This window comes from Borborobacter xinjiangensis, from assembly GCF_047739745.1.
GTDB lineage: Bacteria > Pseudomonadota > Alphaproteobacteria > Rhizobiales > Rhizobiaceae > Pseudaminobacter.
This window is the reverse complement of sequence record NZ_JBLLVA010000006.1, coordinates 162,212-188,061: the sequence shown is the minus strand read 5'-3', so window position 1 is coordinate 188,061 and position 25,850 is coordinate 162,212. Positions and strand designations below refer to the sequence as shown.

Genomic DNA, 25,850 nt, shown 5'->3' with positions numbered 1-25,850 from the left:
CCCGGCGATGCCGGCAACCCACTTCTCGCACTCGACAGGGTTGCTGATGTGATCGCTTCCCCGGCTGGATATGCGGCTGCCGATTGGCTCCAGTTATTGGGTTCTTCTCGGAGATGATCAATTGGACACTGCGCTTCTTCGTGACGACGACCGAGGAGCCTCCAGGCTGATGCAGCGACGCCGCTTGCTCGAAGTCGTCAGCTGGCTATGGAGTTGCTTTGATGCTTACCGCCTCGGAACTGGCGGATCGTCTCACGCGCGACGCAGAGGCGGTTTGCCGGCATTATCTCTCTAACGGCCATCGCGCCGGCAATTACTGGGTCGTTGGCGATGTTGCGAATAACGTGGGTCGCTCGCTGTATGTTCATCTGGCCGGTCCCCGCAAGGGCAGGTGGACGGATGCAGCGACAGGCCAGTATGGCGACTTGCTCGATCTTGTGCGGGAGGCATGCGGTCTTGGCGATTTTCGCGATATCGCCGATGAAGCGCGGCGCTTCCTGAGCGAACCTCAACCAAAGCCGTCGTCGTCGCGCAGTGGCGACACCCCGGATTATCCGCTGGGCAACAGACCAGCATCTGAACGGGCAAGACGCCTGCTGCGCATGACGCAGCCGCTGGTTGGCACGCTTGCTGACAGCTATTTGCGGCAGCGCGCCATCCTGCGAGCCTCGTTGCACCCAGCACTGCGCTTTCATCCGTCCTGCTACTACCGCGATCTCGTGACCGGGCGCACGACCAGCTATCCAGCCCTGATCGCCGCGGTCACTGATCCTGTCGGAGCGGTTACCGGCGTGCACCGCACATGGCTCGATCCCGATGGCTACGGCAAAGCGAAGGTCCATACGCCCCGTCGCGCACTCGGCGGCCTGCTCGGCAATGCGGTTCGCTTCGACTTTCCCGTCCATGGTCCCGTGCCGGTCATGGCCGCCGGCGAAGGACTCGAAAGCATGCTGTCGCTTGTCGCTGTGATGCCCGGCATGCCGATGGTCTCCGCGCTGACGGCAAATCACCTTGCTGCTTTCCGTCTTCCGGCCGGATGCCTGCGCCTCTACATTGCAGCCGACGCCGATGCGGCCGGCCGAAACGGCATCGAAGCCCTGAGCCGCCGCGCGCAGTCGCTCGGTGTCCTGCCGCTGGTACTTACCCCGCAACTCGGCGACTTCAACGAAGACCTGCGCCGGCTCGGGCCCGACCGCGTCACGGCTCAGCTTAGGCCGCAACTCGCGCCGGAAGACGCGCTGGCCTTTCTGGCCGTGTGATTTGGCGGCCAGGGAAAGCGACGCGGGCAGGGAGCGCGTGGTGGTAGAGGCCCGCTCCCGACCAGTCACCGTCTCGATGGACGCGCCCGCGAGCCTGCCGAGAAGCGACCCTTACCATTCGGCGGGCCGGCCTCCAGCGGCCGAAGCCAGGTTTTTTCCCCGCGCTGGTGAAGCCAGCGCTCCTCGCGCAGCAAAAAACCTGCCCCCTGCCGCCCGGCGCTCCGCTGGGCCGCCGCGCCGCGCGCTGCGGTTCCGGCCCGCCGCCGCCTGGGAGGGATCGCCGTCAGGCCGCGAGAGGCGCGGCCCAGCAAATCGGAGACCATCATGAACCTTTCGCTTGCCCCAGACGACGCCTTCGAGCCCCACCACGCGTCTTCCCCCACCGACCGCATCATCTACGAAATGCAGCTTTATGGCCACCGCCCCTTTCAGGACGAGCCCGACCCACGGCCGCTGCCCGACGAGCCGGTCGTCCAGGCGGCGCTGACCGCGATCTTCGACGCCTTGTTCGAGATGCTGGCTGACACGCGGTTGGAGCCTGATCTCGAAGATCTGCTGTGGTCGTCGGTCAACCTCTTCCACCGTGCCGTCGGGCGCATACAACGCGAGTTGCAGCGCAATGAGGACGCGCAACGCACCGGCCAGAAGGAGCAGGACGGCAGTGAGGTGAAGAGCGTCGAGCTTGAGCGTCTGGTCGCAGAGGGCATCACGCTTCTGGAGCGCCGCAATGCCTTCGAGTTCATGCGCGATCATGCGGCGGAACTGTTCGAGACGCAGACCGGATCGGCATGGCGGCCCCGTTCCGGCTCAAAGGTCAGTCACGCCAATATGACGGCCGCGATGATCGACTCAAGGGACTTCCTCGCCGCACGCCGCCGCGCCGAGACTGAGGTGATGATCCCGGCCGGCACGAAAATAGCCTTCAGCGGCGGCATCGACTACAATGACCACGAGGCGGTCTGGGACGCGCTTGATCGCGCGCGGACGAAATTCCCTGATCTGGTCCTGCTACACGGTGGTTCCCCGAAAGGCGCCGAACGCATCGCCGCCTGCTGGGCGCAAGCGCGCGAAGTCACACAGATCGCTTTCAGGCCCAACTGGACGAAGCACGCCAAGGCGGCTCCGTTTCAGCGCAATGACGACCTGCTCTCGGTCATGCCGAGCGGCGTCATCATATTTCCGGGCTCCGGCATCACCGGCAATCTCGCCGACAAGGCACGCCGCCTCGGCATCCCTGTCTGGCGGTTTGGAGGAGACGGCGCGTGAGCGCCGTTCCCTCAATGCCATGCAGGCTGCGAAAGCCTCGGCGAATTCGTCGACAATCTATCCCGCCTTTCGGCTTTTGAGTGGCGGGTTGGCGCTGGTCTTTTGCTAGTCGCCGCTCGTGCAAAGCGGATCTACGATTGGTGCTGAATGACGGCCGCGCCTGTGCCGACATTCCGTCACCCCGGCGACGGCAGCGCGCGCCTAACGACCCTGACCGCTCTCGCCGCGCTGCCGATGGGATACGGCATCGCGATGCATGCGAGCCGAACCAGGTTGCCTTACATCGCTATGGTCCACCAAAGAACGACGGCGACCGACACAGCAAACATGGCGGCTTCAAACGGTGGATAAGCGTTTCCATCCATCACTGTACCTCCACAGATGATAGTCGACGCCTCTAATGCAATCGACGTCACTAAGTTCCCAAAGGCGGGTGAAGTGCTTTGCTGGCACTCTCATTGGCGACAGTCGTAGCCAGCTCCCGGAAAGCAAACCCACACGGAAAGTGCCCACCGGGTATGGCTGCCATGACGTTTGCCGGGCAAATCGCCCGCCACGCCCTAAGATCCCGCCGGCTAAGGCAAGTCCGGTCGCAGGGGTCGAACCTTAGGCGAGAGCCGACTCTGCCGCCGCGGGAGCGACGGCGCTGAATTTCGTAGCACAACGATGACCCAACGAAGCGGGCCTGACCACCGCGCTGTGGATGGGTTTAGCAGCCAGGCCCTGCCGCCTTGGACAGAGGCAGCCTGCCACTTTAGCGAGAGCTACGAAGCTTGCTCAACAAAGGATAGGCGGGTCCGGCCGCAACTGCTTGACGAGGAGGTACGACCGGACGTCGCTGGCGCGACTCCGGCAGCCTGGGTTTGCCTGGGCGGTTGCCGGACCGGACCTGAGTGGTGGGCCACTCGGGCCGCCCCAATATTAGCATCAGTGCATCCATCAGCATCGCCGCCAATTGGGTTTACCCACTTAGGACTATCTCAAACCGAAGCGGGCCTGATCGCCGCCGATCGCGATCAGGCCCTTCCTCGAACGCCCGGCTGTTGGGTGGCCGGAGGGGGTCGGCGGCCGGGCCGTGCAGGCGGAGACACCGCACAGAGTTGATCTAGAGGTGTCCCAGATCGGGACAAGACTGCTACTGGGAAATTTTTGACGGGTCCGGCAGTGGGTTGTGGTTGGGGGAAGCTGCCGGACCCTGGACCTGAATTGTTCAAGCTCAAGCCGGCCTAGAAATAGCACAGCGGTTCGGCCCGCATACCGCGATTGCGGTCTTTTGGCGGTGACCTGCACGCATCCTTAACAGCTTCTTAAAATCGGAGAACATCTGCCATGGACAGAACCGTTCCGGCCGGAGCGGCGATGCTGCTCGCCCATGTGGGAGGCGCCAATGTTTGATGATCAGACACGGCGCGACATCGAGCGGGAGCCAAGCCTTCGACCATCCCGTGGCGGGCCTTTTCGCCGTTGTCGAGGTCGAGGGCGGCGGAAAGGCCACCGCGAGGAACCGCTGATCCGGTTCGAGGGCCACCGGCGGCTCTCTCCTTCGGAACGGAAGGTTGCTCGTGCAAAGGGCGTTTTATCGGCAAGGGAAGGCCCGATCGCCAATCCGAAGACGCAGGCCGGACGGTGGAAGCTGCTTGACCAGGTGAGAATGATCATTCTACGGCCGCTCTGGAGAGCATCTCTCGGGGCGTCACGGGAGCGCCCTGTGTAACGAGCTAGTGACCTGGACGCGACGTGGCCGGGCAAGTCGAGGTGATGGCCCGCTTCATCGACAAGAGCGGGCCTTACTGCAGCGTCGAAACGGTGTGATTGGGCGGCGTTCGCGCGTGGCGAGGATGAGCCGGCCTATGCGCGAACTCCTACGACACCAAGACGAAGGCGGGGTTTGCACGGTATAGAGGGGTGGCTGCGCCTGACGAGACCGCTCGATTGCAAGCTCACACCTCCCGAGCCGGCCGGCTTTTCTGAAAGCATTGCGATCAGGTGGAACGAAGCATAAGCGGTGGACGTTATGGCGCTCGGACTATTTAGTCCGAACTTGAAGAAGCAGGCCCGCCGTCTCCAACCAGGGACGGCGGGTTTTTGCAACGTAAAACGGCATTTACATTGCCGCATCGAGCTTTTGAGCATGCTCGAGGTGCATTTGAATGATCGGCGCCGTCTTTGCCGCATGAGCCTTGAGCGCCGCCGAGTCACCGTTCTCGGCAAAAGAGGTCATCAAGCCGACTGCCTCCTCATGCGCCGCCACCTGTGCACCGACATACGCACCGTCAAACTCGCCCGCGTTATTCAATTTCTCCAGTTCTGCGGCATGCTTCTCAGTCATTTCCCCGGAGATCGTAACTCCATCTTCCTGCGCCGCTGCCATCAAGTTCTTGCTAGCTTCCTCATGATCCTTGATCATCATTTGGGCGAAAGCTTTCACGTCGGCGTTCTGCGCCTTCTGCAACGCCAATTCGCTCGATCGTATCTCCAGCAGGTCGGAACTAGCTGCCATCGTCGCGAAGTCCTGTGCCGTTATCGTTGCGGATTGGGCCCAAGCTATTGAGCCGATCGCCACCGCAAAGACACTCGTAAGCACTGTTTTCGTCAGTGTCATGCTGATCTCCACCAGGTGAAAGGAAGTTCGGCGCGTCCAACCTATGTCGGGCGTCATTGTTCCTGGCGTGATGCAAAGAATCCAGTGGTATCTCTCGGGAAGCGGCGGCTTGGCGATTAACCAAAGGAACAGGAACCGCGCTCTGAGGTTTCAGTCGTATCTGTCCAACCTGCCTGACCCTTGGCCGCCGATCCCGAATAGGACCGGCGGCTTTCTGTCGTTGGTTTCGTGAAGGGGTCGACTAGCAAATACGCTTACGCGCTCGTCGCGTCGCGGGACCTCGACGCTCTACCACGCGATTTGGACGGCTTCACCTTCCCTTTGCGACCTAGCCCCATTTTCTTCGCCAAGGCCGACCTGCCGGCCGAATACGCTGGGGCTACAATCGGGTAGTCGTGCGGCAAATTCCATCTCTCACGATATTCCTCGGGAGACATATTGTGAAAAGCCATCAAGTGCCGCTTCAAAGACTTGAACTTCTTTCCATCCTCCAGACAAATGATGTGGTCATGCGCAACCGATCTCCTTATCGAAATAGCCGGCGTGCGCGGTTGATCCGCAGGGCGAACGGGCTCTGCCAAGTTAACCAGAGCGACATTCACGCGATCAATCAGCGCCGAAAGTTCGGCGGCGGGGACTGGATTGTTCGATACGTAGGCAGATACGATATTAGCCGTAATGGTCAGGAGCGAGCAGTCAGTTTGATCTGTAGATTCGCCATCAGCAGTATTCATCACGTATACCTCGCAATATCGACTTTCGTAAGAACTGTACTTAAAACTGACCGCATTGCTACATAAAAATTTTTACCAGTTGATCAAAGAAGAATCGTCATGATTTCCGTTGCAACTTCGGAAAATACAGGACTTTAGCCGATACAGTTGGTCGCTTGAGTTGCTCACAGGTCATAGCGGCGATCAAAAGGTCGAGCGCTTCACGAGCCCTACCGCTCACTTCGTCATCGCCGCTGAGATGATGAGAAGCCTGCTCCAGATGTAGTCGAGCAGCGGAAAAATCACTGATCATTGATGTCCTCAAAAAACGCGCCGGCAACCTGGCTGCCTACGGGGTGAGGGTGATCAAACCGTCAATTGTTATGCGTGGATTTATGTAAGTTGTCCTGAGATTGGCCAGGTGGCTATCGTCGGCGTGTTACTGACTTCCTTGATGAACTCGTCCTGTGCCCGCCGCCCTCACAAGGCAGCAGCGGTTCCTTTTTCGCGGATAACTCAAGTCTGACGATCGGGCGAGCGGCGTTGCGTTGGCCAACCAAGACAGGCCGGGGCGTGTCGTTGGGAAAGGAGAGCTACGCTGACGATGATATTCGTCGGCGGATCACGTGACGTGTTCGAGTTGCCGAAGCCGCTGTTGAATGGTTCTCGCGTGCGTTCGGCCTCGGTGCCGCCGGTCTGCCGGATGAACTCCAGCCCTGCGGCTTGGCAGAGGTCGCTTACCGCTTGCTGCGCCTTTGCGGGCAAACGAGTTTTCGAAGGTGACGCCGCCTGTTGGAGCGTTTCTCGCCCGGTATGCCGGTTCCTCCCCGGTCCGCTGCGAGGCGCTCCACCCATCCCATACAGGCCCTTTGTTGAGCGATCCACGCAACCAGGGGGCGTCCGCTCGCGACCTGCTGGTACAGCTATGATGGCAGTGACGCGGAGCTCGGTGTCGCTTACCCGGCGATCACGGCGTCTGGCGGCAAGCCTCCGATCGGGAAAGCCTAATGTGCATCGCCTTCGCTCAGATCCGGACCAATCCCTGGTCATGTCGCCTTTGTAGAGGACCGCCTGCCTCATGCGGTCAACCCCCCTTCGGGAGGTACGCTCGGCGCAAATTCAGGAAAATTCGATTTTGGTTTCTAGCTGCGGGCCAGACACTTTCGTTCCCGCAGGCGGGCACCGGAAAGTGCGGCCCGCTCGTTTCGGCAAATAGAATTTTCTAGAATTTGCGCCGAGTGACCGCAGCACGACGGCCCTCTCCTTCGCCGACATCGGGAATGGTCCCGATGCAATCGAAGGAGAAATTACCATGGCCACCACGATCGCAAGCCTCACCGCCAAGGCCGATGGCTCAATGGAGGGCGTGTTTGCCACGCTGCGAGTCAACGCCCCGATCAGCGTTCTTCCGAACGCCAACAAGTCGCACGAGGACGCCCCCGACTACCGCATCGTGAACAAACGCACAGGCTTCGAGATCGGTGCGGGCTGGTGGCGAACCTCGCAGCGCACCGGTAAGGAGACGCTCTCAGTCAAGCTCGAAGCGCCCGAGATCGGCGTGATCTTTGGCAACCTCGCTCCCGCACCTGGTGGCGACGAGAACAGGAAAGTGATCCTCTGGAACAACCCGGAGTGAACTACGACGGGCCGGTCCCGGGAGGGGCCGGCTCATTTCTGTCCCACACAATCATGAGTCCCTATACCATCGCCGCCTCGATCGACGGCCCCCGGTCCCGGCGGGAAGGATGTCGCCTTGTGGCTCGGCACGACGCGAAGCTGAAACACTTAGCGACCTGAATGCGGGCTCGCTTCAAGGTTATGACTTCATGCCAGTGTGCGAAGACGTCGCTGCGCGGCTTGCCTCAACCTATCAGCGACTGGAATCGATTGGACCGGATCGATTCATCGAACTCGTTGGACCGAACCGGCCTGGTTTGCGACAATCACGTCATGCAAGAGGATTATGTGACCCACCTCCATCGACGAGACAGCAACCGGAACATGGCGCGGTTCTATCGCCTGTCGGCAACGCCGAGCCTGTTTGGCGACATCTGCGTCGTGCGGGAGTGGGGGAGAATTGGCCGGCCGGGTCGAATGCGCATCGACCTCTACGCGACTGCGCAGGATGCGCAAGCCGCACGCCTTGCACTGGAGCACGCCAAACGGCGGCGCGGCTATAGCGATGCGCCAGGCACGGCGGGTTAGGTTCGACCGACATCATCGGAAAAATGGTGGATCACGTCGGATCGTTGGTCGCTGAGGGTCAGTCGATTCCGCAACTACACCGACCGCAGAGGTCGTAGAAGCGTGGCAGCAGGCATCATTTGGCAGCGGTCTCCTTCTTGGCTTTGTCGGCGGCAACGAAAGTCGGCGTTGAGCTTCTGCTATTCGGAGCAGCAAGCCGAGGCAGCATGGTGCTTTCACCGGCTGCACCCTGACATCCCGTTTGCCACGAAGGCAGCCGACCCCTGCTTAAGGCTCGCGGCAACGGTCGGCGGGCCAGCGAGGGATCTACCGCGGAGACGGGCTCATTCGGGTTGCGGTGCCGTTCTCGCTTAGCCGTCAGCGTCGGCGCTTCTTCTCTGCCTGCCTGGGCCCGTGGTCTTCGCCGCCACCGGACGACAATCCCTCAACCAGCATAAGAAGATTCTCAGCCGTCGCCGCCGGCAAGTTCAGCATTCGCATCACGAGCTTGAACTTGACCTCGGCCTCCTGCGTGCTCCCCCCGAAAAACTGCGGGGCCACCGCGTAGATCGCTTCAATCGGTGAAAAATCCAGCAGTTCGGCAAGATGGAGCAGCCGGGTCACCCTGAGCTTGGCTCCGGCCCGCTCATGCCGCGCATAAATTTCGGGATGGAGCCCGACCATCATGCCGACCTGCTCGCGGTTCAGGTTCTGCGCATCGCGTCGCTCGCGCAGGTAACGGCTCAACTCTTCCTCTAGGGCCAACAGGCTGCGGACGCCCTCAAAACCCGGCTTACGATAGATCGGTTTCTCGACTTCGGAATCGTCGGTTTCGACAAGACCGTGCTTCTCTATGTATGTCTGGATGTCCTTGATCGCCATCCGGATGACGCGTCCTGTTCTCGTTGCCAGATCCGGTCAAAGTGGTGTCGAAAAAATGCCACTGAACCGTCCTCGATGCACAGATTCTGCTCAAATCGATAGGTGTTCCTAGCAGGGATTCGCCCTCAAGTTCTACTCGCCCCTCGATCGGGCTTTCTTCAATAGCCATACGCGTCAAGATTCCGTCGATTGGGCCTTTTCCATCAGGGCCCACATGGACATATCCATGTGCACGAAGCCAGCTTCAGCCGCAGCGTGGTCTCCCGGTCCGGATGGGCGTACACGGATGGTTCGTCCCTCATCCGCGCACCCCTCATCTGCCGCAGCGCGCTGTGCGACTTACCGGTCGTGAGGCGATCACGCGATCGACAATCGACGTGTCTTTGCCCGGCGTGTCGGTAAGCACGTGATTGAACGCACGGGCGTTGTCCCCCCTCGAAGCCGTCTTATGGTCTTGCGGCCGCACCGCTCGCTTCCCTCTTGCTAAGCGTTCTTTTTATCCACTCTTCTTGAGTTTGTTGCGTCCATGTCGATCATGGCGACACTTCCACCGCGTCGGGCATATTCGCTGGCTACGTTCATCAGTGCAGTAGTCTCGCTCGCTCCGCTCTTGCTGTTGATGGCGGCGATTACGGCGGTCATCGGCTCATCTCCATTCAATCCGTCTCCACCTAGGCGCAGACCCCAGCATGAAGAATACGATCATATTGATGTGGAGAATTGTACATTTTAGTGCAATATCACTTGGATCAATGCCAAAATGATATTGGCAGGATACGGAAAAATGTGATACATTTTTCCTGACGATCGCGGGACAAGCCCTCGATCCGCGGCCTGCGGCCGCAACCACTATGATCTTGGAGCCAAAGCCGCCATGGCTCGTAACTGTTCGGAAACTTCGATAGGGTGGCGCATATCCGTTTCTGGACTCTCGAATTTGATGCCCTGGAAGCGGCTGCGAGAGCATCCGAGATGACGGTTTCGGCTTTCGTGCGATCGCTTTCCGTGGACAGGATCGGTGTAGGGCCCGTCCTTAGGGAGGGAGGCCGTGGCGTACTCCGCCTGCTTGCCGATCGCATGCATGCGATCGGCAAGAATTGCGACCGGATCGCGCGTGCCATCGAAACCGCCAGGGGCCCGGTTGAGGAAGATCTCTCAGGCGCAATCAAGAACGCGCATATCGTTGCCGCGACTGCGGCTGATGAACTCACCGCATCGACCAGACGTTCGGCTGCGCTCCGACGCAGGGAGGGCGCCTGATGAAGTTTCTTCCCGGCGCATTCGAGCAGGATTGGAAGCGCCGTCGGGCCATGCTGCTGAACGAGATGCAGAAGGGACAGCTCGACCAGATCGATTGGGATGAGCCGCCAAGGGGAGGGGTGGCGAGGCTGGCGGATGAGAGTCTTTCAAGCTTTGGTAGCATCCGGCGGAGCGGCGGTGCGAGCCAGTCGCGGTGGGGGCGTGGTAGTGGAGGCTCGGCGGCCGAACGCTCGATGTGGACGCGGCTCGCCGCGCTTTCGCGCGGGAGCCAGCCGGCGGTGGTTAAACTTGCCTCCTACGGCGGTGGCCGGCGTGCGGCCCCGATGATGAACTACACATCGCGGGGAGGGGAACTTGCCGTCGAGAACGAGCGTGGCGAGCGCGTGCTCGGCGGAGGCGCGCTCGCCGAACAACGAGCGGGGTGGGAACATCTCTTCGACAATCGGTCCGCCAGTCGGGATCTCGGGGTGTTTCATGTCTCAGTCGAGGCAGCCTCACCGCGCAGTGACGTCGATCAGGACGACTGGCTTCGCGAGATCTTGCGGTCCGGATTTGGCGATCGACGGTTCGTCTATACCGTTCAGGAGCGATCGTCTGATGAGCTCAATGTGAGCGGTGTCCTCGTTCTGCGCGATAGGATCGGCGAACGGTTGACCGGCGATTGGAGAGCCGCTGAAATCGTTCAACGACGTTATGACGACCTCGATTACGACCGGAAGGTTGAGGCGCGATTCCGGTTTCACCGTTACGGCAACGGTGTGGAATGGGGCACCGCGCGTGTTAAGGAACTGATCGCGGGAACCAACGCTGAAGTACGAGACGAAACCGGCCGAGTGATCGAAAGCGCAAAGCAGGCCGGCGATCTTGTCCAGAAGGAATGGCGCAAGGAACTGCACAGCCGTAAGGGCAGGGACGTTATGCATTTGATCGTCTCGGCGCGGGCCGGCACGGCCGCATCCGCATTCGAGGGTGCCGTCCGGGAATTCCTGGGCGAGCAGTTTGCCGGGCATCGCTATGTGTTTGCCGTTCACGATCCGGCGCTGGATCCGAAGGAAATGGCAGAGGGTGGCAGGCGGCCGCATATTCATGCCCACGCCATTGTAACCATGCGTTCGGACACGGGGGAGCGCATCGTTACTAGCCCGCAACTGTTCCGGAATTGGCGTGCCTTGATGGCCGAGAAGGCACGCGGGCAGGGCATCGACATGGAGTTGACCGATCGCCGTGAGTTCGCCAGCGCACCGGCCTACACCCGCAATCAGGTTCGGCCCGTCAGCTATCACGGCCGGACAGAGCATGAAGGCACCAGCACCGCTGCGCGTAACCGATATCACGCAAAGCGCTCGAACGAGATGAGCCTCGCAACTTCCGACCGCAGCAGGCAATACGCGTCAACGGCGGCACAGGTCTGGCACGATCTCGCAAACGAGGAGCCCGGCACGCGCGAAAGCGCATTTGCGATGTTTCACAAGGCACGCATCGAAGGCGCCTCCGAGATCAACCAAACTGATCTAGTTTTTGCGGCAATCGACCAAGACAGTGTTAAAAATTGCGCTAATATGATTGAGTTGGCTCAACTCGTGCAGGATGAGGATGGAGAGATGCAAGCGATGACGCGTCCGGAGTTCGAAGCCTACGAAAAGCGCGTCGAAGCGGTACTTGCCTCCGTGGAACAGACGCTCGATCCATCCGGTCGCGCCGAGTTCGACGAGATCGCAGCTGCGGCACGCGAGGTGGTCCACATTCGCCGCGAGTATGTCGAGTTTACCGAGCGTCAGGCTAACGTGGGAACCGGTCAGAAGTGGCCCAGCCGGCAAGTTCGGCGTGAAGACCTTAATGCACAGAGGGAGGTAGCCGCTGCTCGGCTCGGACTGCAGGCGGTCGAGACTGCTAATGAACTCCGCGTCGAGGTCAGCGGCTATCGCGAGGGGCTCGACCGGGCGGCACAAATGGCCGTCGACAATCAGCACGTGGGCGAGGTCCCGAAATCGGATCGGAAATCGCAGCGGAAGATAGAACAGATGGAACGGTCCCCTGCCGTGGACAGGCGTGATGATTCTGCGGCACGCACGTATCGGGAGTCCGATTTGACGGGATCTGGCACCAGCAGCCAGAATGAAGTTGCTAGCGGGGGAATGCAAGCGGCGTACGCCTCAGAGCAATATCGCGAGGTCGTCCGCTCGATTGCAAACCAGGATAATCTCGCCGAGCAGCAAGCGACAATGGCTCCGGGTCGGCGCGGCAAGCATGGCGACAGAGTGATCGGAGGAAAGTCGGCTCTCGGTACAGAGCTTGTCAGATCCGGTTCGCCGCAACAGCGGATCGCAGAAGGTCAAAATCGCGATCGCGACGACCGCGAACGGTGAGGATAAGCCGCTTCCACTGCCCTGATGCGTCGGACAAACGTCCCGTGTGGTTCCATATCGCTCACCATTATTGCGTCGCGATCATTGCTCCTCTGATCTGCTTTGGCCGGAGAGCTCGGTATCATTGAGGGTTGGCTGTCTGAACTCTAGCGACAGTGTCACCTGCCCCGATCACTTGAGCGCGGTCCGATTGTCAGCGATCCCTCAATAATCGCTTCCGATCACCGTGCAGTGCTGAATAGATCATGCCCTCAGTCGCGTTCAGGATTTGCGATACCCGCTTTCGTTCCTTCGGTGCGAAACACCTTAGACTGTTCGAAATGTCCATGATGTTCACGTGAGATGGGGTACTGTCCGCAGCACCCAGACCATCGCGATTGCTTTAACTTTGGAGTATGTTCCACTTGATGGACGAGCAGGCTGGAACCGTCACGCCGCCCCCTGAAGTGCTGGCAGTGCTGTTGCGACTTTGCCCGGAGGTGGCTCGCGACATCAGTGCACACTTGCATGCACCGGTTTCCGACTATGCCCGTCATCTCTGGCGTCCAACCCATGCGCCCACGTCCCGCTTAGGAACCAAGGCACGATTGATCCTGCGGGAGGCGCTCCGAGACTGGTTGCACCCGCATATTCCACCAGAAAGCCTTCGAGCGGCACTCTGTGAATTCGACCGAACGGCGGTGATCCAGACCGGGCTTCACTGCCAGCTCCTGCTGGATAGAATTACGTTCGACGCTTTCTTTCTCGGCTGGCTGGGAGCCGTCGAGAACCGCTTGTCCACTCTGTTTGTCTTTTCGGGAACCACCGTGACGCTGGAAACCATCGGTCGAGAGGGACCGGGGTGGCTCAGCGTAGGTGGTGAAAAGATCAATCTGTTTGGACTTGGACGTCATAAATTATCCCGACAGAGCGTTTGTGCGTCCGGACCTGTGTCGCTGAACCGGCGAGCACTTGAGGCAGTGGGTGATGCAGTGGACGGCACCCGTTGGCTCAATGTCCTCCTTGAGCGGAAGGGCGAGGTCTTCGAACACGCTGCAGACGCATTGGCGGCACTCAATTCCGATTTGGCATCCGAATGGGATCGCTCGGCGGCAACGCGGCCCATATTCATTGATGACCGGCTCGCCGCACTCGCTTTGGCGCGGCATCTCGACGACGAGGATAGTATTCCGTCAAAGCTGCTTACCAATCCCCACAGACGTCTTCGCCTCGAAATGGCTTTGCAGAGCGCCTCCTCTGGGCCGTTCGGCAGTTTTCTTCCTAGTGGAACACTCCACTTTTGGGGTCTTCGTGACCGACGCATACGCAAGCTAGCTGTCGAAAAGGGTCGGCTGATAGAACCGGACAAGCCGAATGGCTTATCGGTTCCTCTCGACCGGGCTCACCTTAGAGATGCGCTGCTGAACGGCATTCTGGTGCCGAACCTGTTTTTGCTGTTCCTGACCCTGGCCATCTTGCCCCGAGTGAGAGTTTTGGGCGGGTTACGGCAAATTGGTTATGTCCCGCTTTTCCAATCTGTGCTGGCGGCTACGTTGGACGCAAATTCGCCCGAGGAACGCGATCTTGCGACAGACTTGAGAAGGCGAGAAAATGGATGGGGCATGCGCGTCATCAATGAGCCCGGCTCAGTTGGCGAACAGCTGGCCAGCATGCCCGCAGGAGAGATGCTTTCGGAGCTACGTCGTCACTATCGCGAGCGAACGCTTGCCGAGGTAACCCAAAACCTTGTGTTGATCAGCGAAAACGCAAGGTGGCGGAAACTGTCGCAAGCCTGCCACGGTGACGATCGCGCGAGCTCTGGACCCGACGGGAGGTGACAGGTGGCTCAGTGCCCGCCAGCTACCGGCTAATCGCCTGGAATACCGACGAAAGCAAGAATGGTGCCGGTCAGTTCGGCATGATGACGGTTCTCTAAAGACAAAGTTGCCTATGCGCGATCCAGATTCGAGTTGATCGAAGGCACTTATCTCGCCTATCCTCTCAACACCAAGGATCGGGTCATCCAAGTGGGCAAAAAGTGCTTTATCCCAACAAGGGCGGTCCCCTTTGGCCGGCATCTTCTGCGTCCATCCCATAGCTTCAGTCTCCAAATCCGGCTAGCTACGGCCTATCAGGGTTATCCTGACGTGTTCTACCGGCGGGAATTCGGGATCAAGGTCAAAGAGTTCGGCGCCGGTCCTACCGAGGATCTGGCCAAATCCGAAGCCGCAAGAATTGCGTCTGAAGTCAACCGGTCCGCAGGATCTGCCGCTGACGGGAACCCCCGGTGTCAGTCGGCTTCTGCCGATGGCCCACATCGTTCGGCACCGCTCTCCTGGCGGACCGCCACCCCACCGCACCAACAGAACCGTTTCCGGATGACCCTGAAAGGCTCTCGCCTGCCGAACTCGAAGGTGAGAATCGCCAAAGAGATTCGGCAATGATCCAGCGCTTCGAAGACGCTCGAATCCTCATGTACAGTCACGATACCTTTGGGCTCGGGCATCTTCAGCGATGCCGCACGATCGCGCATTCGCTGGTAGAAGATTATCGCGGGCTGCAGATTCTCATTATTTCCGGTGCCACCATTGCCGGCGCGTTCGACTATCGGGCGCGTGTCGATTTTGTTAAGATTCCGAGCATCATCAAGCTGCGCAATGGCGAATATACTCCTCTTGAACGGCATATCAGCCTGATCGACACCCTGAAGATGCGACAGGCGATCATTCGCCAGACGGCGGAGACCTTCCAGCCTGATATCTTCATTGTAGACAAGGAGCCGCTCGGCCTCAGGGGCGAGATTGAGGATACGCTGTCCTATTTGAAAACGCAGGGCACGACGCTGGTTCTCGGCCTGCGTGAGGTGATGGATGCGCCGCATCTGCTTGAGGAAGAGTGGCGGCGCAAGGACGTAATACGGAAGATCGGCCTGTTCTACGACATGATCTGGGCCTATGGGCCGCCGGACTTCTACGATCCGCTGTCCGGCCTGAATGTGCCCGCCGCCACCAGGGCAAGGATGAAGTTCGTCGGCTTCTTGCAAAGAAAGCTGTCACATGAGGAACTGCCCGGCCATCGCCCGGAGGGCGCTTATCTGCTCGTCACCACAGGGGGCGGCGGAGACGGCGCGGACCTGATCCATTCCGTGATCCACGCCTATCAGCAGGACAAGACGCTGAAGCACAACGCGCTGATCGTGCTTGGGCCATACATGCCGGCTAGAAAGCGCCGCAGGCTGATCAGCAAGGGCGCGAGCATCCCCTACATAAAGATCATCGAATTCGACAACAGAATGGAAGAATTAATCGCCGGTGCCAGCGCCGTGGTGGCCATGGGTGGCTACAATACCTATTGCGAGATCCTGTCCTTCGACAAGCCGGCGCTGATCGTGCCGCGCGTGAAGCCGCGCGAGGAGCAGTTGATCAGGGCTCGCCGGGCGGCCGAACTCGGCCTTGTCGACATGCTGTTGCCGGAGGAGACCGAGGACGCGCTGCGCTTTGCCGCCGCCCTGAAGGCGCTGCCACTGCGGCCGCGACCTTCACAGAGCAATCCTGATCTCAGGCTTGAAGGCCTGGTCCATATTTCCACAATCGTCGGCGATTGGCTTGACCAGCGATCGCGCCGCTACTTCTCGGTCATTGAGGGCATTGGTTGAGGCGTGGCCTATCGACGCAAGATCGTCGTCGTCCTGAAGGGCTATCCCCGGCTCTCGGAAACCTTCATTGCGCAGGAACTGTTCGGGCTGGAGCGGGCGGGAATCGAACTTGTCATCGTCGCCCTCAGGAAACCGACCGACGGTAAACGCCATCCGGTGCATGACGAGATCAAGGCGCCGGTCCATTACCTGCCGGAATATTTGCATCATGAGCCTTTGCGGGTGACGCGCTCTCTGCTTGCCTGTCTTCGGCGCGCGGGCTTCTGGCGCGCGCTCAAATCGCTTGTGGCCGACCTTCGCCGCGACTGCACACGAAACCGCCTCCGCCGCTTTGGACAGGCGCTCGTTCTGGCGAGCGAATGGCCCGAAGGCGCCGACTGGCTGCACGCACATTTCCTGCATACGCCGGCATCGGTAACCCGCTATACGAGCCTGCTTCGCGGCCTGCCATGGACCTGTTCGGCCCATGCCAAGGATATCTGGACCTCGGCCGACTGGGATCTGGCGGACAAGCTTTCCTCCGCCCGCTGGACCGTGACCTGCACGAGGACCGGCTTCCACCATCTGCAAAGCCTGGCGAAAGGCCGCTCGTCGGTGCATCTGAGCTATCACGGTCTGGATTTGAGCCGTTTCGGCAATTTCGACCGGATGAGCACTCAACGCGACGGTTCACGCCCGGACGATCCCGTCATCGTGCTCAGCGTCGGCCGCGCTGTCGAAAAGAAGGGCTTTGATATTCTTCTACAGGCGCTCGCTCTGTTGCCCGGCGATCTGGCATGGCATTTCGAGCATATCGGAGGCGGCGAGCAACTGCCTCGGCTCAAGGCACTCGCCGAGAAGCTAGGGCTTGCCGCGCGCATCTCATGGCAAGGCGCGCTGGCGCAGGAAGAGGTGCTGCAGCACTACCGTCACGCCGACATCTTCGCCTTGGCCTGCCGCATTGCCGCCGACGGCGATCGGGACGGTCTGCCCAATGTGCTGGTCGAGGCCGCAAGCCAGCGGCTTGCTTGCGTGTCAACCAATGTTTCAGGCGTGCCGGAGCTGCTGGACGACAATGTGAACGGGCTGCTCGTAGCCCCGAACGACCCGGCGGCGCTGGCGTTAGCGCTCGAGCGGGCGATCCGTGATCCTGCGCTGCGCGTCCGCCTCGGCGATGCCGCCGAACGACGGGTCCGCAGCCAGTTCGATCACATGTCGAGCATCGGCCAGCTTACCGAGTTGTTTGAACGGGAGTGGCGGGCGGCTGGATGATGCCACTTCGTGTATTCTTTTACGTCCAGCATTTGCTCGGCATAGGACATCTCGCGCGCGCCAGCCGCATTGCGGCCGCTCTGGCGGAGGACGGTTTCGATGTGACGGTGGTGACGGGCGGTCCGCCAATTTCCGGATTTCCGGGGTTAGCGGTCAGCACGGTCGCATTGCGGCCGGTCACCAGCGGCGAGGGCTTTTCCGCACTGGTGGACCTGCAGGGCAATCCCGTGGATGACGCCTTCAAGCAACGGCGATTGGAAACGCTGCTGCAGGCATACCGCAACTGCCGGCCCGATATCGTCGTCATCGAGGCTTTCCCCTTCGGCCGCCGGCAGATGCGTTTCGAGCTTCTGCCGCTGCTTGATGCGATTCAGGCCACATCGCCGAAACCGCTTCTGGTGACCTCGATACGCGACATCTTGCAGGAACATGTCAAGCCGGGACGAGATGAGGAAACCATCGATCTGCTCAACCGGCATTTCGATCTCGTCATGGTGCATGGCGATCCGAGCTTCGCCAGGCTGGAGCAGACCTTTCCGCAATCGGGTTCGATTGAAACCGAGATCGCCTATACTGGTCTAGTCGCCGCTCCGCCGCCGGATGTGGCTGCGCAACGTTACGATGTGCTGGTTTCGGCCGGTGGCGGTGCTGCCGGCGTCGACCTGGTACGGTGCACCGTAGCTGCTGCAAAAATGTCCGCCGACGACCGAAACTGGTGCCTGATCACTGGCCCGAATCTGCCGCAAGCCGAATTCGACGCGGCCGTCGCGGACGCGCCGCCCGGGCTGTCCGTGTTCAGGTTTCGTCCGGATTTCGCCAGTCTGCTGACCGGGGCAGGGATCTCCGTGTCGCAGGCGGGCTATAATACGGTTTGCGATGTCCTGCGCGCCGGCTGCCGGGCGCTCCTCATTCCCTTCGCGGAAGGCGGCGAGACCGAGCAGACGGCTCGCGCCTTGCGGCTCGAAAGGCTGGGATTGGCCACGGTTTTGTTTGAACAGGACTTGACCGCTCAGGGCTTGGCCACAACGATCGCACGCGCCGCTTCCGCCACGTCGCGCCCGGCGCATGGTCTCGATCTCGATGGGGCTCACCGTTCGGCGCAGATCCTGCGCGATAAGTGGAGCAGCAGGCTGTGCTGAGATTCACACCGGGACGGCTAAACCGTCCCGATCAGCATGAATCGCGTGTAGTTTTTTGTCGGCAGTTCGCCGGCGAACCGCACGTTCCGCAGCTGGGCCATGCCCTGAAAGGCGTCGAGCGAGTCCACACAATTGATATGCGACGGCTCGCTGAAATAGTTGTTCGACTGAAGCAGCACCCGGGTGCCCTCCGGCAGTGAATTCAGCCAGCGGCGAATATCCTTTATGTGCTCGCAGCTTGTATTGATCACCAGATCGGGTCGGCCGGCGGCATAATCGAGTGTGTACATATCAGCGGTTAGTGCGCGAAACCGGTTGCCCGCCGCCACGTTCAGCGTCTCGGCGATTGCGGCTACGTCAGGGTCGATGTCGATGCTGTCGATCCCACCGATGTCGAAGCGCGCATCATCGAAGAGCATTGCCGGCAGTACGCCGTACCAGCCGCCGAGAACCCATATGCGCCCGAATTGGCCACCATAACTTTCCAGCAGACTGTCGCGCGCCCACATCTTGCAGGCCACCTGCTTGTGATTGAAAGCTGTGGCGATGTCGGCATCGGGATGCTTGGCAATGACGCGGGCCAGCCCGCCGACGAGCGGATTTCGGACATAGGCGGCAATGCCGCGCGTGAGATCGAAGGCGCGCTCGCGCCAATCCGCCTTGGCTCTCTGTAGCTGGGTAGCCTCGATCATGCGCTTGTTGTATGTTGGGAATTGGGGCAGCGCAAATCTCGCTTGATGGATTTGATTGTGCTTGAGGCTTTTTCGCCATCGCCTGGGGACGACCTGCCACATCTTTCAGGGCCGGCCTCGGCAATTCGCCAGGTTGTCGCGGCGCATTTCGTGCGCGAATGCCCTCACGTCGTGGAGATAGGCGGGCACATCAGGCCGATCACCGGCTTTCTGACACACCGGCCATTGTCGGTCCTTTCCGTTGACCCGAAAACGGCGGCTTTTGAAGCGGAAGAGCTCAACGGCCATCCCTGCCGGGTTCGCCACATTCCGCGGAAGTTTCAGGACGTTGCCTATGACTACGAGTCGCGCAGCTACGGCCTGGTCCTGCTTGGATACTCATTGAAGCCTTTCGGCAGAAGCGAACCGCTCGGCCAACTGCTTTTTTCGTTGATCGACAATGCCCGCGTGGTGGTGATCGAATATCCGCCGGAGCTCGAGCGCGCCTCCTCGCAGGTTCCTGCCATCGTCAGCCGTCCGACGGTGAAGATTCATTGCAGTTTCGAGTATGTTCTCAGCGACGAGGCAATTTCCGGTTCGCCCTTTGCCAAGAGGCTGTTTTACGTTCTGCATCCATCCGAGTGAGCGGGTCTCGGTCCATGGAAAAGAGCCTCGCCCGCTACATCTGGACCCACACCAGGAAACAGCAGCTTTGGATCCTCTTGATCGTGGCGATCTCGATGATCCCTTATTTCCTGTCCTTCGACCTGCCCAAGCTAATCGTCAACGGCCCTATCCAGGGCGAGGGTTTTGATTCGCCCGGCGACACGAAGCCTTTCATGAACATCGAGTTCGATCTGCCGGGCATGGAAAAGGTCGTGCTGTTTCCCGGCCTGCAGCTCGACCGGGAACAGACATTGCTCGCGCTCAGCCTCGTCTTTCTGCTGCTGGTGATCGTCAACGGCTTATTCAAGTTCTACATAAACACCTACAAGGGCCGCCTCGGCGAGCGCATGTTGCGGCGTATCCGCTTTCACCTTGTCGACCGGGTGCTTCGCTTCCCACCGCATCAGTTCAAGCGGGTAAAATCAGCTGAAATCGCCACCATGGTCAAGGACGAAGTCGAGCCGCTTGGCGGCTTCATCGGCGACGCATTCGTGCAGCCCGCACTGCTCGGGGGCCAGGCACTGACGGCCATGCTGTTCATCATGGTCCAGAATTTCTGGCTGGGGCTGATTTCGGTCGCGATCGTCACCATCCAGATCATCATCATCCCGAAAATGCGCAAGCGGCTGCTGCGGCTGGGACGCGAACGGCAGCTCACCGCGCGCGCCCTTTCCGGCCGGGTGGGCGAGATCGTCGATGGCATTGGCGCCATCCACATTCACGACACGTCCAACTACGAACGCGCCGACATCGCCGCCAGGCTCGGCCACATCTTCAAGATCCGCTACGATCTCTACCAGTGGAAGTTCCTGGTAAAATTCCTCAACAATTTTCTCGCCCAGGTCACGCCCTTCCTGTTCTACATGATCGGCGGCTATCTGGTCCTGCGGGGGCGGCTCGACGTCGGCCAACTGGTGGCCGTCATCACCGCCTACAAGGATCTCCCGGGGCCGATGAAGGAGCTGATCGACTGGGATCAGATCCGCCAGGACGTTCAGGTCAAATATGCCCAGGTTGTCGAGCAGTTCAGCATCGATGGCATGGTCGATCCGCGCATCCAGGCGATTACGTTGGACCCGGCAACGCCGCTGAGCGAGCCGCTGGCAGCCGTGAACCTGTCGCTCGCCGACGATGGCGGCGCCACCGTGCTGGAGCATGTCTCCTTCCGCATCAACCCGGGAGAGACCGTCGCGCTGGTCAGCACGTCGACGGGCGGTGCCGAAGCGCTTGCCGAGGCTTTCGCCCGCCTTAGCCGACCGCAAACCGGCAAGATCGTCATCGGCAATGCCGACCTGTTCGAATTGCCCGAGGCGGTGACGGGACGTCGCATATCCTACGCCTCATCCGACGTGTTCCTGTCCCAGGGAAGCTTGCGCGACAACCTGCTCTACGGTCTCAAACACGCGCCGCTGAAAGAGGCTATCTATGAGGGCGAAGCGGCCACCCGCCGCCGCTGGGATGTCAACGAGGCGGCCAGGGCCGGCAACCCTCACTTCGACTTCCGCAGCGACTGGATCGACTATGCGGCGGCCGGCGCAACAGGTCCGCACGATCTGTTTCCTGCCATCCGCCGGGTGCTCGATGCCGTTATCCTTTCCCGCGACATACTGGATCTCGGCTTGCGTTCGCCAGTCGATGCGACCCGTCACAGCGAGCTGGTCGGACGCATCGTTGAACTGCGTCTCGCCTTGCGCAAGCGGTTGCGGGATGAGAGCCTGAAAGGACTGGTTGTTCCCTTCGAGCCCGGCGCCTACAACAAGGAAGCGACCGTCGGTGAGAACCTGCTCTTTGGCGCGCCGGCCGGCCCGCAGCTTGCCGACGGCGCACTTGCGGCCAACCCCTACTTCTCGTCGGTTCTAAAGGAAGCCGGGCTCGACCGGACGCTCTATGAAATGGGCCTGGAGATCGCCCGGCAGGTGATCGAGCTGTTCAGCGATCTGCCGCCCGATCATCCCTTCTTCCAGCAGCTTGCCTTCATGAGCGCGGAGGAAATACCGGCCTATCAGGCCCTGTCGCAAAAGCTCGAGGACCGGCCATATGAAACCGTCTCCGAAAGCGATCGCGCGCTGATCGTCACATTGAGTTTCGCCTATATCGAGCCCCGTCACCGTTTCGGTCTGCTGAACGAGGAACTGATGAGCAAGATCGTCGAGGCGCGCAATCGCTTCTACGAAAACCTGCCAAGCGAGCTGGAGCATGCCATTGAGCGATATGACCCGCGCCGCTACATCACCAATGCCACCCTCATGGACAATGTGCTGTTCGGACGGGTCGGCCACAACCATCCCGAGGCGCCGGAACGTATCCGCTCGATCCTTTACGAGATTCTGGATTCGCTCGGTCTTTACGCCGAGGTCCTGGACGTCGGGCTGGATTTCAACGTCGGGACAGGCGGCAGGCGTCTTCCTGGCGGTCAGCGTCAAAAGCTCGACGTTGCCCGCGCCCTGCTCAAACGCGCCGATTTTCTCATCCTGAACCGCCCCCTGTCGGCTCTTGACCAGCGCGCGCAGGACCAGGTGCTGCGCAACGTTCTTGAGGAGGCGCGCCGTGACGGCCAGGAGCCGGCCATCATCTGGGTCCTCGCGCACCCGGCCATGGCGGCGATGTTCGACCGTGTCGTCGTCTTCGACGCGGGCAAATTGGTGCAGGACGGAACGCACGAGACACTTGTGAACGGAAGCGGTATCTTTAAGGAGCTGCTGTCATAGCAGCTCCGACAACGGAAATTCGGGGAAGGTTCAGGCAATGCTTCTCAAGGATGAAGTCGGAATGCTGCAGCGGGTGCCGCTGTTTTCGGGCGTCGAGCCGGCCAAGCTCAAGCTTCTCGCCTTTACCTCCGATCGCGTCAGCTACAGCGACGGCGAGATTCTGTTCCGTCAAGGCGAGGAGGGAGACGCAGCCTACCTTATTCTGTCCGGTACGGCTGAGATCCTGGTCGACTCCTCGGGCCGTCAGATCAAAGTAGCTGAAGCGCAGCCCAATTCGATCGTCGGTGAAATCGCCATTTTGTGCGACGTCTCGCGCACTGCCACGGTGCGTGCGGCCGGCCCGCTTGAGGCGCTGCGCATCCGCAAGGAACATTTCCTGCGGCTGCTGAAGGAGTTTCCTGAAATGACGATCGAAATGCTTCGGGTCCTGGCTAATCGGCTTAGCCAGACAACCACGGAGCTGATCGACGCCCGAAGCAAAAACTAGCGCGCATGGTCGACGACGCCTTGCAGGTCAGGTTTTGGGGGGTACGCGGCAGCATTCCTGTTTGCGGGCCGGAGTTCCTGCGCTTCGGCGGCAACACCGCCTGTGTCGAAATGCGATGCGGCCGGCACACGCTTCTGTTCGATGCCGGCTCCGGATTGAGGTCAGCCAGCAAGGCCTTGCGGCGCGCCAAGTTGACTGAGCTCGACCTGTTTTTCACGCATTGCCATTACGACCACATTCTGGGCTTTCCCTATTTCGCTCTGCTGTACGACGAGAACATCCGCATTTCAGTCTGGTCGGGCCATCTTGCCGGACGCATGACAACCGTTCAGATGCTTGAGGAATTCATGCGCTCGCCATGGTTTCCGGCAAGGCTTGATGTTTGCCGGGCGAACTTGATTTCCTGCGATTTCACCTCGGGCGAGGTGCTGCATCCGCGAGACGGCATCACCATTCGAACCGGCAGCCTCAACCATCCCGATGGCTGTATCGGCTACCGTGTCGAATGGGGCGGCCGCGTCATGGCCCTCATCAGCGACACCGAACACGAACCCGGCAAGCTTGATCCGATTGTGCTCGACCTGATCAGGGATGCCGATCTGGTCATTTATGACTGCACCTATACCGAGGAGGAAATGCCGCGCCGCTACGGCTTCGGCCATTCCACCTGGCAGCAGGGCGTCAAGCTCTGCAAGGCGGCCGGCGCCCGGGGCCTTGCTCTGTTCCATCATGATCCAACGCGCACCGACGCCGAGCTTGAAGTGCTGGAACGCAACGCCAGCGGCGCGTTCGCCGGCGCCTTTGCCGCGCGCGACGGCCAGACGCTGGAGTTTGCGCGCCTGAGCTAGTCTAATCACTTCCTTCGAGCAGTTCCTTGGCGGATCGCCATTTGCCACCCTGCCGCGCTGTCGTCTCGAAAAGGCGTTGCAGGAACGACCATGCCGCTTCATCGTGCAGCAGATGATGTGTCAACAGGCCGACCGGATCGCCACCGTCGAACGCGCGACCAAGCTGCGCGGTGACCTCCCGAACAAGCATGGTGTGATCGCGGCAGCCGCGTGTGCCGTGCCAGTCGATGATATCGACATTGCTGTTGATCACCAAAATGGGCGCGTTGCGCGGGGGGCCGAACGCCGACAGCGCCTTAAATCCGATCGAACCGAGACCGGCCAGCAGACCAGATTCGATCCGGTTCCATGGCGGCACCAGCATCGGCAGCGCGCGCTGGCCATGGAGCCGCCTGACTTGCGTTAGTCCGCGCGACAGTTCTTCAAACACGACATCACCTGGCCGATGTGGCCCCAGCTCCTGTTTTTTCTCGCCGTCGACCGCATGGTTCCGGTGCGACCAGCCGTGAACCGCGACCGAAGTATGCGCGGCTTCCAGGCTGCTTGCGAGGGCTTCGCCGGTGTAGGCCGGGATGATCGCCAGCGTCACCGGCACGGCAAATTCACCGGTGAGCCTGAGCAGTCGGCCGAGCGCCGGAGTTGGTTCGATGGCGTCATCGTCCCTCAGCCAGAACTCGGCGGTACGGCCGGCGTGCCGCCATCGCGCGAGTTCCTGTCGGAGCGGCAGCCAGGCCACATCGGTCGTCATGACACGCCGGCTTTCCGGAAAAGCTCGGCCAAACGTTTGGAGGCAATTTCGAGCGAGCGCTCCTCCAGCACGAACCGTCGCGCAGCTTCGGCCATCGCCGCCTTCTCGTTGTTATGCGTCAGCAGGCTTGCGATGGCTGCAGCAAATGCCGGCACGTCGTCGGGAGCTGTCAGAAGGCCGGTTCGCCGGTTCCGCACCACCTCCGGCACGCCGGCAACGTTCTGCGCCACTACAGGCAGTCCCGCTGCCTGCGCTTCGAGATAAGCCACCCCATAGGCTTCGCCGTAGCCGGGCCAGACATAGATGCCGCCCTGGCAAAGTATCGCCGGCACTTCGTCGGGCTCCACCTCGCCGTGCCATGTGATGCGCTCCGACGGAATACCGGCAAAAAGTGCGAAGACCTCGGCCCGACTTGGCCCGTCTCCGACGACGGAAAGCGACCAGTCTGGATCTGCAATCAACTGGAGTGCCCGCGCAAGCATCCGATAGCTTTCAAGCTTGTCGCCCGGCCGCATCATGGCGACGGTCACCAGACGCGAAGGGCAGGGGCTAGGCGCCAGCTTCACGAAAGGAGACGTATCGATGAAGGGCGGCAACATGCCGAGCACCGCGCCGGGCGCGACAATGGAGAGTCCCTCACGATCCCTCTTTGTGAAGCAGATGTTCAGCGCCGCCTGCTCCACCCCAGCCGCCACCAGCCTTTGCGTCTCCGCCCAAGAGCCGAGATTGCGTCGCCGCGAATAGGATGCTTCCGCCGTCACATAGGAAATGGCGAACCTTGCGGACAGTGCTGGCCCGATCAGATCCGGCGCCTTGTAGTAGGGATGATAGCAGAACCAGAGATCGGGCTTGCGGCCGCGCTTCCAAAGTCCGGTCAACCGGTCGATCTCAGTCTCGGCCTCAGCCTTGATCGCGTCCAGACATTCCCGATCCGGCTGGCGAACATAGCCGCGCATTTGCGAAACCAGTTCGACATGATGGCCGCCGCGTCGCAACGCGTTGATCAGCAGCCGCGCCATCTGCCGGTCGCCCGATGCAACCGGATGATCTGGCGATTTCAGCGGTGCGTAAAAGGCAATTCGCATCGGCTCCAAGCCTAGCACGCTGAGTTCGAGCATCCAATTTCAACATAACATCAATTGCATGCCTGGCTGCAAGGTTGAATG

22 protein-coding genes are annotated in these 25,850 nt (G+C 60.6%); 14 read left to right on the top strand and 8 right to left on the bottom strand.

Annotation, left to right across the window (positions count from 1 at the left end; all coding sequences use genetic code 11):
* The first annotated feature begins 221 nt into the window (after positions 1 to 221).
* Positions 222 to 1,259, top strand: a complete 1,038-nt coding sequence (locus tag ACLKMW_RS09800) for a DUF7146 domain-containing protein (protein WP_415724267.1) — start codon at positions 222 to 224, stop codon at positions 1,257 to 1,259.
* A gap of 324 nt (positions 1,260 to 1,583) precedes the next feature.
* On the top strand, positions 1,584 to 2,525 hold the full coding sequence (locus ACLKMW_RS09795) for a DUF2493 domain-containing protein (RefSeq protein WP_415724266.1): 942 nt from the start codon (positions 1,584 to 1,586) through the stop codon (positions 2,523 to 2,525).
* A 2,104-nt stretch (positions 2,526 to 4,629) separates the two neighbouring features.
* Here ACLKMW_RS09795 and ACLKMW_RS09790 read toward each other — a convergent pair.
* The 3 genes from ACLKMW_RS09790 to ACLKMW_RS09780 form a co-directional block, all read right to left on the bottom strand.
* Positions 4,630 to 5,127, bottom strand: a complete 498-nt coding sequence (locus tag ACLKMW_RS09790) for a DUF4142 domain-containing protein (protein WP_415724265.1) — start codon at positions 5,125 to 5,127, stop codon at positions 4,630 to 4,632.
* Positions 5,128 to 5,381: 254 nt separating this feature from the next.
* A complete protein-coding gene (locus tag ACLKMW_RS09785) occupies positions 5,382 to 5,861 on the bottom strand; it encodes a Ros/MucR family transcriptional regulator (protein WP_415724264.1) in 480 nt (159 codons plus the stop codon).
* A gap of 97 nt (positions 5,862 to 5,958) precedes the next feature.
* A complete protein-coding gene (locus tag ACLKMW_RS09780; protein WP_415724263.1) occupies positions 5,959 to 6,153 on the bottom strand; it encodes a hypothetical protein in 195 nt (64 codons plus the stop codon).
* 999 nt (positions 6,154 to 7,152) lie between these two features.
* Between ACLKMW_RS09780 and ACLKMW_RS09775 the strand changes: the two genes are divergently transcribed.
* Complete coding sequence (locus ACLKMW_RS09775; protein WP_415724262.1) at positions 7,153 to 7,476, top strand: DUF736 domain-containing protein; 324 nt, start codon at positions 7,153 to 7,155, stop codon at positions 7,474 to 7,476.
* Between the two features lie 161 nt (positions 7,477 to 7,637).
* Positions 7,638 to 8,045, top strand: a complete 408-nt coding sequence (locus ACLKMW_RS09770; RefSeq protein WP_415724261.1) for a WGR domain-containing protein — start codon at positions 7,638 to 7,640, stop codon at positions 8,043 to 8,045.
* Between the two features lie 357 nt (positions 8,046 to 8,402).
* On the opposite strand, the gene ACLKMW_RS09765 is transcribed toward ACLKMW_RS09770, so the two are convergent.
* Both ACLKMW_RS09765 and ACLKMW_RS09760 read right to left on the bottom strand, forming a co-directional pair.
* Positions 8,403 to 8,906, bottom strand: a complete 504-nt coding sequence (locus tag ACLKMW_RS09765; RefSeq protein ID WP_415724260.1) for a helix-turn-helix domain-containing protein — start codon at positions 8,904 to 8,906, stop codon at positions 8,403 to 8,405.
* A 483-nt stretch (positions 8,907 to 9,389) separates the two neighbouring features.
* The gene (locus ACLKMW_RS09760; RefSeq protein WP_415724259.1) at positions 9,390 to 9,548 is read right to left on the bottom strand and encodes a P-loop NTPase family protein; all 159 of its coding nucleotides are present in this window, start codon (positions 9,546 to 9,548) and stop codon (positions 9,390 to 9,392) included.
* Positions 9,549 to 9,878: 330 nt separating this feature from the next.
* On the opposite strand from ACLKMW_RS09760, the gene ACLKMW_RS09755 reads away from it, so the two are divergent.
* The 6 genes from ACLKMW_RS09755 (at position 9,879) to ACLKMW_RS09730 (ending at position 18,556) form a co-directional block, all read left to right on the top strand.
* Complete coding sequence (locus ACLKMW_RS09755; RefSeq protein WP_415724258.1) at positions 9,879 to 10,166, top strand: plasmid mobilization relaxosome protein MobC; 288 nt, start codon at positions 9,879 to 9,881, stop codon at positions 10,164 to 10,166.
* 383 nt (positions 10,167 to 10,549) lie between these two features.
* A complete protein-coding gene (locus tag ACLKMW_RS09750; protein ID WP_415724257.1) occupies positions 10,550 to 12,532 on the top strand; it encodes a relaxase/mobilization nuclease domain-containing protein in 1,983 nt (660 codons plus the stop codon).
* A 407-nt stretch (positions 12,533 to 12,939) separates the two neighbouring features.
* On the top strand, positions 12,940 to 14,349 hold the full coding sequence (locus tag ACLKMW_RS09745) for a hypothetical protein (protein ID WP_415724256.1): 1,410 nt from the start codon (positions 12,940 to 12,942) through the stop codon (positions 14,347 to 14,349).
* Between the two features lie 602 nt (positions 14,350 to 14,951).
* Complete coding sequence (locus ACLKMW_RS09740) at positions 14,952 to 16,166, top strand: glycosyltransferase family protein (protein ID WP_415724255.1); 1,215 nt, start codon at positions 14,952 to 14,954, stop codon at positions 16,164 to 16,166.
* A gap of 3 nt (positions 16,167 to 16,169) precedes the next feature.
* A complete protein-coding gene (locus ACLKMW_RS09735; RefSeq protein WP_415724254.1) occupies positions 16,170 to 17,417 on the top strand; it encodes a glycosyltransferase family 4 protein in 1,248 nt (415 codons plus the stop codon).
* Positions 17,414 to 18,556 (top strand): glycosyltransferase family protein, encoded by a 1,143-nt coding sequence (locus tag ACLKMW_RS09730; RefSeq protein ID WP_415724253.1) that lies wholly within the window; start codon positions 17,414 to 17,416, stop codon positions 18,554 to 18,556. The genes ACLKMW_RS09735 and ACLKMW_RS09730 overlap by 4 nt, the downstream gene beginning before the upstream one ends.
* 17 nt (positions 18,557 to 18,573) lie before the next feature.
* Here the strand turns inward: ACLKMW_RS09730 and ACLKMW_RS09725 are convergent, their stop codons facing one another.
* Entirely contained in the window at positions 18,574 to 19,248 is a 675-nt protein-coding gene (locus tag ACLKMW_RS09725; protein ID WP_415724252.1) for a methyltransferase domain-containing protein, read from the bottom strand.
* 45 nt (positions 19,249 to 19,293) lie between these two features.
* On the opposite strand from ACLKMW_RS09725, the gene ACLKMW_RS09720 reads away from it, so the two are divergent.
* The 4 genes from ACLKMW_RS09720 to ACLKMW_RS09705 are packed head-to-tail and all read left to right on the top strand — an operon-like array spanning position 19,294 to position 23,936.
* Positions 19,294 to 19,872 (top strand): hypothetical protein, encoded by a 579-nt coding sequence (locus ACLKMW_RS09720; protein WP_415724292.1) that lies wholly within the window; start codon positions 19,294 to 19,296, stop codon positions 19,870 to 19,872.
* 14 nt (positions 19,873 to 19,886) lie between these two features.
* Entirely contained in the window at positions 19,887 to 22,601 is a 2,715-nt protein-coding gene (locus ACLKMW_RS09715) for an ABC transporter transmembrane domain-containing protein (protein WP_415724251.1), read from the top strand.
* 37 nt (positions 22,602 to 22,638) lie between these two features.
* A complete protein-coding gene (locus ACLKMW_RS09710) occupies positions 22,639 to 23,088 on the top strand; it encodes a cyclic nucleotide-binding domain-containing protein (RefSeq protein WP_415724250.1) in 450 nt (149 codons plus the stop codon).
* A gap of 5 nt (positions 23,089 to 23,093) precedes the next feature.
* Positions 23,094 to 23,936, top strand: a complete 843-nt coding sequence (locus ACLKMW_RS09705) for an MBL fold metallo-hydrolase (protein ID WP_415724249.1) — start codon at positions 23,094 to 23,096, stop codon at positions 23,934 to 23,936.
* A gap of 1 nt (position 23,937) precedes the next feature.
* On the opposite strand, the gene ACLKMW_RS09700 is transcribed toward ACLKMW_RS09705, so the two are convergent.
* Positions 23,938 to 24,684 carry a polysaccharide deacetylase family protein gene (locus tag ACLKMW_RS09700; protein ID WP_415724248.1) on the bottom strand — a complete coding sequence of 249 codons (747 nt, stop codon included), beginning with the start codon at positions 24,682 to 24,684 and terminating at the stop codon, positions 23,938 to 23,940.
* Positions 24,681 to 25,769 carry a glycosyltransferase family 4 protein gene (locus ACLKMW_RS09695; protein WP_415724291.1) on the bottom strand — a complete coding sequence of 363 codons (1,089 nt, stop codon included), beginning with the start codon at positions 25,767 to 25,769 and terminating at the stop codon, positions 24,681 to 24,683. The genes ACLKMW_RS09700 and ACLKMW_RS09695 overlap by 4 nt, the downstream gene beginning before the upstream one ends.
* Positions 25,770 to 25,850: the final 81 nt, after the last annotated feature.